We start from the raw sequence: 6,911 nt of genomic DNA, 5'->3' as shown, positions 1-6,911 counted from the left end.
AAATATCAGCAACAGAGTTAAAGCTGAGAAATTGATTGGTAGTTAGCTATTTGATCAACAAGGCCACCATTAATTAAAAATCTAGGAAATCTGTAGTGCGTATTAATAAATCTTTCCTTAATTATTCTCGTCTGATCCATGTTTATGTTTCTATGGCGTTATTAACTTTGATGGTGTTTTTTTCTATTACAGGGATAACGTTGAATCACCCCGAGTGGTTTATAGACAATGAAGCAAATGTTGACGAATTAGAGCTTCAGCTTCCCCTGTCATTACTTGAAGTAGAACATCAGGGCGAACTGATAAGTTATTTACACCAACAAAGCTGGTTTAGTGGAAAAAGATTTACTTTAGAACGAGATGACTATGAGCTATTTATCAGTGACAAAGGACCCGGCACACATTTAGCCATTACGATCGATTTAGAAAGCGCAGAAGCATTTGTAGAAAAAACCAATTATGGTGTGTGGGCAAAGCTGAATGATTTGCATAAGGGTCGTAATAGCGGGGCATTGTGGCGCTTTATAATCGATGCTAGCGCCATATTAATTATTTTATTTAGTATTACAGGTTTTGTTTTGGCACTTGCACAGCGGCGCGTAAATAGAACTTTAGCGTTAAGTCTAGTAACGACCTTAGCGGTATTTTTTTGCTATGTATTTTATGTGTAGTACTGTTTGATTTTTCGAGGAAGTAAAGTGATAAAAAAATGGGTGGTATTGGTTGTAGCGTTATTTCTTATTGGTAAAGCGCAGAGTACAGAAATTGAACTATCAATCAACTTAGCAAAACAAACAGGGGAGTATCATAACCCTTATGTTGCGGTTTGGATTGAGGACGACGCAGGTAAAAGTGTGCGTACGTTATTACTGTGGCGTGAAGGGGCTAAGTGGCTTAAAGATATTCGTACTTGGTGGCGAAAAGTAGGACGACGAGCACCTGAGCTGGTTGATTCTATCACTTCTGCAACGCGTCCTGCTGGTGACTATCGTGTTAATTTTTCTACCAATGATGATACTGGTCAGCCCTTAGCACAAGGCACCTATAGCCTAAAAATTGAGGTAGTAAGAGAAAATGGTGGCCGAGCTATGCTACGGCAAAAATTTAGTTTAAATGGACAAGCGCAGTCTTACACCCTGAAAGCGACCCCAGAAACAAATATTATAAAATTTTCAATTAAGGAATAAAACATGTCTAAGTTTAAACTTTTCTCTTTATTGGCACTCGCTTTTACGGGGGCCGCGCACGCACATGATCGTTGGATTTTACCAACACACTTTAGTGTCTCAGCAGAAGATAAAGTATGGATCATGGCGGATGTTACGGCATCGAATGAAACGTTTAACGTCGATAAACCGATGGGATCAGATAGGTTTACCATTATAACCCCAAACGGTGAGCGCTCTCGCCCAAGCTCAAGTTATCGTGGTCATCGCAAGAGCGTCGTTGATATTCACTTGGCTGAAGAAGGTACTTACAAATTGTATTTGGACAGTGATGTGAGTTACTGGACTAGCTATGAGGTCACAGGAAAAGAGGGTACGCAATGGTTACGTAATACCAGCAAGGCAACCCGAGCGGACAAATTACCCAAGGGAGCAAAGAATGTTACAACGCTGGCCTCTCAGGCTCAAGTGATGACATTTGTAACATTAAATGCGCCAAATGATAATTATAGTTTAACTAATAACGGGTTAGAGCTTAAGCCGATCACTCACCCCTCTGATATTGCGCAAAATGAAAAAGCCCAATTACAGTTACTATTTAATGGTCAACCTCAGCAAGGTGTTGAAGTTGAAATTATTAAAGATGGTGCGCGATATAGGAATGATCTTAATGCGTTGAAAGTTGTGTCTGATAAGAATGGGGAGATCTCGTTTACTCTCGCTGATGCAGGACGTTACTTGTTAGTGGCGGAGTTTAAGAAACCACTTACAAATAATGCATTAGCAGATGAAATGGGCGGCCAGATTTTCTTTACGTTTGAAGCTGTATTGAATTAAGTTTTACACATATCGACACGCTGAAGGTTTGGTTATGACTGATGGAAAACGAAGTTTGAACTACATCAGTATAACCATTCCTGGCCATTCAGCGTATTATTTGCAAGCGGAAATGGTTTTATCGGAGAGTAAAGAGCGCACAGTGAAAGGTGTTGTTTGATTGTTGGGGTTGATTGTGACTTTCGCAATATCTAAATACTGAAAGTCTCCAGGGCCATTAAGTTGCCATAGTCCAGAAGCCCTTTTCGACAAACAAAATGCTTTTGTATCTCCGTGACTAAGGAGAATAGGGAAATCATATTCTTTGGCAAGGTTATGCAATACTTGCTTATATTGTTTAAACCCATCACATTTTTTTTGCCTTGTTTGCGTGCATGCTTTGTCATGTTTGGGATCTACAAATATATCAGCCTGCATAAATATGACGGCAGCTGCCAAGTCTTTATTTAAGTGACTTAGTAGCCATTTTAAGTTGTGCTTATCTCGTATATTGATTTTTTCACGGGCAAGTTTTTTATCTGACAGAAGAATTTGCTTACGGCCATTATTGGTCCCAACAACATGTAAAGTTATGAAGCGAATATTATTATGTAGCCATGTTTGATTTTCTGGTTGTGCAGTCTGTCGTTGATAGTGGTTTAGTTTGACTGCAGAGTGAGAGAATTCAGACCGAATGAACTTCAGCCGCTCTAGTTCATCGTAACGAGGTGTGAGGTTTTTTCTATCACAGTCGGTCCAGTCATTGTCTCCTGGCGTGTAAATAAACGGCTGGTGGCTCATTTTACTAATGAGTGTATAGTTTTCTTTTAAAATGGCGTTTGTACAAGGCACTGCACCCGATTTTATATCCCCAACATGTGCAATAAAATCATGCGGCGTTTTTTGTACGGCTTGGTATAGCAACCCAGAGGGCTTACGAAGCATATTAGCGTCTATGTGAGAATAAGGCATATCCCCGTATACAAGAAATTGACTCGGTTTAGCCGAGCTCAAAAAAGTTGTGCTTGTGAGCATAATAATAAAAATTATTTTGAGCATAGGGTGCGCTATATAAATAAATAGATTTACTACGATATAACATCGGAAAATAGAAATAAATGCATTGCTTGAGAAAAAAGTGCAAGCGGTGTTGCACCATGAAATTTATATATTTGGAAGCGTATTGTTTGTCATACGTATCAAATGATTATCTCAAGAGCATCATGTAAGTCATTTACAAAGTGTGGCTCAAGGGTAAATTAAGTGAGCTTTGATACTTCCCATGATGATGAATTTGTAGTGTTGCAGGTATCGCCCCCTGGCCTGTTTGGTCTGCTACAGGTCCATCACCATTATAATGTTTTTGGTAACGGCTATGCTCAGAGGTTACCACTAACCTGAGTCGGCTGTTCTTGGGCAGTTTACGTGATACAAGGGCAAAACTATTTAGCTTAATTTGATAAAGCTCGTTTGGATTATGGTCTCGATTTGCTCCACGTTTTAACCGTACTCTGTCTTCTGAAATAAGGGCACTTTTACCGTATTTATCTATGATATATAGCATTGCAAAGAGGTCAGTATTCGCAATGTTTGAAGATAACCATAATGAAAGGCTGATTTGCCCTTGTAAGAATAGTGCTTGTTTTAGTTTACGAGAGTGGAAAATCACCCCGTTATTGTCAATGGCCATCGCTGTATTTTGGCCTGTCAGACTATGCTCAGTCGATTTGGGCATACCTTTAGTATGAAGCGGATCATATTGGTATTCACTATAAGGAGCAGCAGAGAGTGTATTCGATGAGGTCATCAAGCCTGATGAAAAAACGTTGTGCTGTTTGTGTGCTGAAGAAAGGTTAAAGCGCTGGTTTGGTAGGTTTAGCGACTGTAAATCACGATAATAGTGCCAACGGTTGCTGCCAATATTAAAAGTCGCAATATTATCTTTTAAAAACGTTGGCTTCTCCTCACCTTTTAAGGTCCAATTAAACCATGCTAAATGTAGTTTTTTAAAATCTAGTAAACTATTGTTACCCACCATGATACCGTCGATATTTTTTTTGGGCGAACGTGTACCGGCGTGATCCCACGGGCCCAGTACTAAATAGTGGTGTTTTGCGTTTTGAGTTGAAGACATGAGGTTTTTGTAATAATTCAAGGTGCCTAAATGATCTCCATCGTATTGCCCTGTAATTGAAAGTACAGGGCCTGTAAATGCGCGATAGTGTTGTGCTTGTGGCACCATTTTTCCCCAGTAACTATCATATTTAGGGTGATCTAACCACGTTTGAAAAATGGACGATGGATTACCCAAGCGTTTGTCTAGCTCTCTAAAGCTGGCGCCATCTCGACGTAACTTAGCGTAAATTGGCGCAACATGTGCTTGATTGAAGCGTGCGCTGTTGTTGGTTTTACCCGAAATAAAATGCAACCATGACATTACGTAATAGGTAGGAATGTCATTTTTATATGGGAAATCGATAGCAGGGTACACACTGGCGGTAGGTACTATGGTTTTTAAACTGGGAGGCGCTTCTTTGAGCGTTGCCCATTGTGTAAACCCTCGGTATGAACCACCCATCATCGCTACTTTTTGATTACTCCAAGGCTGCGCTGCAACCCATTCAATCACATCAAAGCCATCCTGACCGTCCTTTTCAAATGGAATAAACTCACCTTCTGAATCGCCGCGACCTCGGCTATCAACAGCAATAAAAGCATAACCATGTTGAGCAAAGTATGTGCCGTACTTATTTGCTTCATCACGATTATAGGGGGTAATAAATACGATACTTGGTAATGAAGCGTTGAAGATTGCAGGCTTGTATATGGAAGCTGCGGCATGTTTGTCGTCTCGCAGCTTGATTTTTTTATGCCATGTAAAATCAATTTGATCAGTCATTGCATAGATTGGTAAAGCAATAACAAATGAGGCAACGATGCTATATAAAGAAAGACAAAGCAAACGCATATCAAGTCCCTTTTATTGGTATTTGTGATGTTATAATAAATCACTTGGGGTTTATTAATGCAAGGTAAAAGCGCTGCTTTACGTTAAAATTACGCTAAAGCTCTTATAGATAGTCCATTTGAGAAAACGCTTATTGGCGGACGCAAGCGAGTGATTTGTTTAATTAGTGAGTATCTGAGTTGGTATTTTTGTCCTAGTCTTGTTGTAGATATTTTGTGGAGAAAAAGATGAAGCGTATTGTGTGGATGATGTTAATTATAAACATGGTCGGCTGTGGGGGAGGTGCTGGAGAAAACACTGCACCAGAGCCGGTTGTAACCCCAATCACCGACCCAGTTATTGAAGCTCCGATTGCAACACCACCTACCACACCATCGATCCCCGATAATGTCGCGCCAACAGGATCTGTTGTGATAATTGGCGAGTTAATTGAAGGGCAAACACTCACTATTACCAATACATTAGAAGACAGTAATGGTTTGGGGGCTTTTACTTATCAGTGGTTCAAGGGGAATACTGAGATAGAAGACGGTACGCAAAATAGCATTACTTTATCCAGTAATGAAATAGACTTCACGATTTCTGTTGAGGTAAGTTATGTTGATGGTGATGGGTATAGCGAGTCGATAATGAGTCAAGCAACAGCGCAGGTTTCGGCTATTGTGGTAGGTGATCCTCCTATGACTAAACCGAATATTATTCTCATTATATCAGATGACCAAGGGGTCGATGCGTCGAGTCAATATAGTTACTCGACTGACTTACCTAAAACGCCGATATTAGATTCGTTAGCAACTTCTGGTGTGGTCTTTGATAACGCGTGGGCAACGCCTGCTTGTACAACAACGCGGGGGACTATTATGACCGGTATGCATGGCGTAAATAGTGGCGTTAGCTTCGTTCCCGCAGTGATGGATACAAGTTTAAAAACATTACCCCGATTTTTAGCTGAAAATGACGCTAGCAAAGCATATTCTATGGCGGTATTTGGTAAATGGCACTTAGGCGGTGGGGATCCCGACTTGTCTCACCCAAATAGTGCTGGTGTAGTACATTACGTCGGTAACATTACAGGCACGTTAGATGACTACAGTGATTGGACGCTTACAAACAATGGTAGCCAAACGCCAGTGACCCAGTACCATACAAGTAAAGTAACCGATTTGGCGATTGATTGGATCACACAGCAAACTAGCCCGTGGTTTGCATGGCTTGCGTATGTTGCCCCCCATTCACCTTTTCATTTACCTCCTAATGAGTTACACACACGCTCTGAGTTAAGTGGTTCTGCAGAGGACATAGCGCAAAACCCCCGGCCTTATTATTTAGCAGCAATAGAGGCAATGGATACTGAAATTGGACGTTTGTTGGCGTCATTACCCGCTGAAGAAAGAGAGAATACCCTCATTATTTTTATTGGTGATAACGGTACGCCCGCACCTGTCATTGATACAAGTGTGTATACGCGACAGCATAGTAAAAATAGTTTGTATGAAGGTGGGATCAGAGTGCCTCTTCTTGTTTCAGGCAGCCTGCTTAACAAGCAAAATACCAGAGAAAGTCGCTTAGTCAATAGCACGGATTTATATGCAACCATTTCACAAATAGCGGGTAGAGATATTGCTCAGGTTTATAATAGCCATAGTTTCTACGACACACTGTTTGACGTCGTCCCAAACACCTCTGTTCGTCAATATAATTATGCTGAGTTTCAGCGTAATGGAGTGGCTGGCTGGGCTGTACGCAATCAAGACTATAAGCTGTTGTCTATCGATTCACAGCAACAGGCACTTTTTGATATGAATGTTGATATAAACGAGCAAAATGACTTATTACAGTCTGGGGATGATTGGTCTGCGCTCGTGTTGGAGTTATCTGAACATGGGCAGTCTATTAGAAATGGCTCAGATTAACTGAAACGAATGATAGATGCGCGAGTTATGATTCATGAAATAGTACGC

6 protein-coding genes are annotated in these 6,911 nt (G+C 40.7%); 4 read left to right on the top strand and 2 right to left on the bottom strand.

All coding sequences use genetic code 11. The annotated features are described in order from the left end of the window. Positions 1 to 95 precede the first annotated feature (95 nt). From PCIT_RS14525 to PCIT_RS14515, 3 genes are read left to right on the top strand one after another with little or no spacing between them, the layout of a single operon-like run. Positions 96 to 671: a PepSY-associated TM helix domain-containing protein gene (locus PCIT_RS14525; RefSeq protein WP_010364975.1), complete on the top strand. Its 576-nt coding sequence runs from the start codon at positions 96 to 98 to the stop codon at positions 669 to 671. A 27-nt stretch (positions 672 to 698) separates the two neighbouring features. After that, positions 699 to 1,187: a DUF2271 domain-containing protein gene (locus tag PCIT_RS14520; protein WP_010364977.1), complete on the top strand. Its 489-nt coding sequence runs from the start codon at positions 699 to 701 to the stop codon at positions 1,185 to 1,187. Between the two features lie 3 nt (positions 1,188 to 1,190). Further along, complete coding sequence (locus tag PCIT_RS14515) at positions 1,191 to 2,003, top strand: DUF4198 domain-containing protein (protein WP_010364979.1); 813 nt, start codon at positions 1,191 to 1,193, stop codon at positions 2,001 to 2,003. Between the two features lie 96 nt (positions 2,004 to 2,099). Here PCIT_RS14515 and PCIT_RS14510 read toward each other — a convergent pair whose 3' ends face one another. Further along, positions 2,100 to 3,041: a hypothetical protein gene (locus tag PCIT_RS14510; protein ID WP_010364981.1), complete on the bottom strand. Its 942-nt coding sequence runs from the start codon at positions 3,039 to 3,041 to the stop codon at positions 2,100 to 2,102. Positions 3,042 to 3,216: 175 nt separating this feature from the next. After that, complete coding sequence (locus PCIT_RS14505) at positions 3,217 to 4,950, bottom strand: CocE/NonD family hydrolase (protein ID WP_010364983.1); 1,734 nt, start codon at positions 4,948 to 4,950, stop codon at positions 3,217 to 3,219. A 227-nt stretch (positions 4,951 to 5,177) separates the two neighbouring features. Between PCIT_RS14505 and PCIT_RS14500 the strand changes: the two genes are divergently transcribed. Beyond that, positions 5,178 to 6,863, top strand: a complete 1,686-nt coding sequence (locus tag PCIT_RS14500) for a sulfatase-like hydrolase/transferase (protein WP_010364984.1) — start codon at positions 5,178 to 5,180, stop codon at positions 6,861 to 6,863. Positions 6,864 to 6,911 lie beyond the last annotated feature (48 nt).

This window comes from Pseudoalteromonas citrea (assembly GCF_000238375.3).
GTDB lineage: Bacteria > Pseudomonadota > Gammaproteobacteria > Enterobacterales > Alteromonadaceae > Pseudoalteromonas > Pseudoalteromonas citrea.
This window is presented reverse-complemented; position numbering and strand designations above follow the sequence as displayed.

What these genes read in the sequence shown, in the direction of transcription:
- PCIT_RS14505 (WP_010364983.1), bottom strand. Translation starts at nt 4,950, where the DNA reads ATGCGTTTGCTTTGTCTTTCTTTATATAGCATCGTTGCCTCATTTGTT.
- PCIT_RS14500 (WP_010364984.1), top strand. Translation starts at nt 5,178, where the DNA reads ATGAAGCGTATTGTGTGGATGATGTTAATTATAAACATGGTCGGCTGT.
- PCIT_RS14515 (WP_010364979.1), top strand. Translation starts at nt 1,191, where the DNA reads ATGTCTAAGTTTAAACTTTTCTCTTTATTGGCACTCGCTTTTACGGGG.
- PCIT_RS14510 (WP_010364981.1), bottom strand. Translation starts at nt 3,041, where the DNA reads ATGCTCAAAATAATTTTTATTATTATGCTCACAAGCACAACTTTTTTG.